Source organism: Methylobacterium sp. WL18 (assembly GCF_008040015.1).
In the GTDB taxonomy this organism is placed as follows: Bacteria; Pseudomonadota; Alphaproteobacteria; order Rhizobiales; family Beijerinckiaceae; genus Methylobacterium; species Methylobacterium mesophilicum.
Map to the genome: position 1 here is coordinate 1 of NZ_VRVD01001225.1, position 614 is coordinate 614.

Annotated in this window: 1 pseudogene; it reads right to left on the reverse strand. The window is 73.1% G+C overall.

The features are described from left to right. Window positions 1-614 (reverse strand): annotated as a pseudogene (locus FV228_RS34660) (hypothetical protein); the annotation flags it as partial.

Here is a 614-nt window from a genome sequence, read left to right on the forward strand (position 1 = left end):
GTGCGGACGCCGGCGCGGGTCTCGGTCCGGAAGCCGGCGTTGACCGTGCCGCCGCCGCTCAGGCGATGGTATTCGTCGGAGCCGTAGCGCACCCGCTGGCCGCGGATCGTCACGAACCGTTCCTCGCGCACCGCCACCAGGCGGCGATACTCGGGTGAGCCGTACACGACGCGTTGGCCCCGGATGGTCACGAAGCGTTCCCGCGGCCGGCTCTCGCGGACGCCGACGAGGCGGCGGTACTCGGGCGACCCATAGAGGACGCGCTGCCCGCGGATCACCACGTACCGGACCCGAGGGCTGCGGTTCCCGGTGACGATCAAGCGGCGGTACTCAGGCGAGCCGTAGACCACCCGACGACCGCCGATCACCACGAACCGGCCTTCGCGGCGGACACCACCTTCGACGCGATCCGACCGGACATCCCTCCGGCGCCCCGTGCGGCTCTCGCCGCGCTCATTCCGGATCTCGGCCCGCTCGCCTCGCGCGCCATCCCGGTCGCCGCGCGCATCACGCTCGACGCGAGCGCCGCCACGCGCATCCGCTTCCGAGCCGGCTCGGCCGCGATCCTGGGCTACCTTGTCACCGGAGTCCCGATTGCCGTCCCGGCCCTGCCC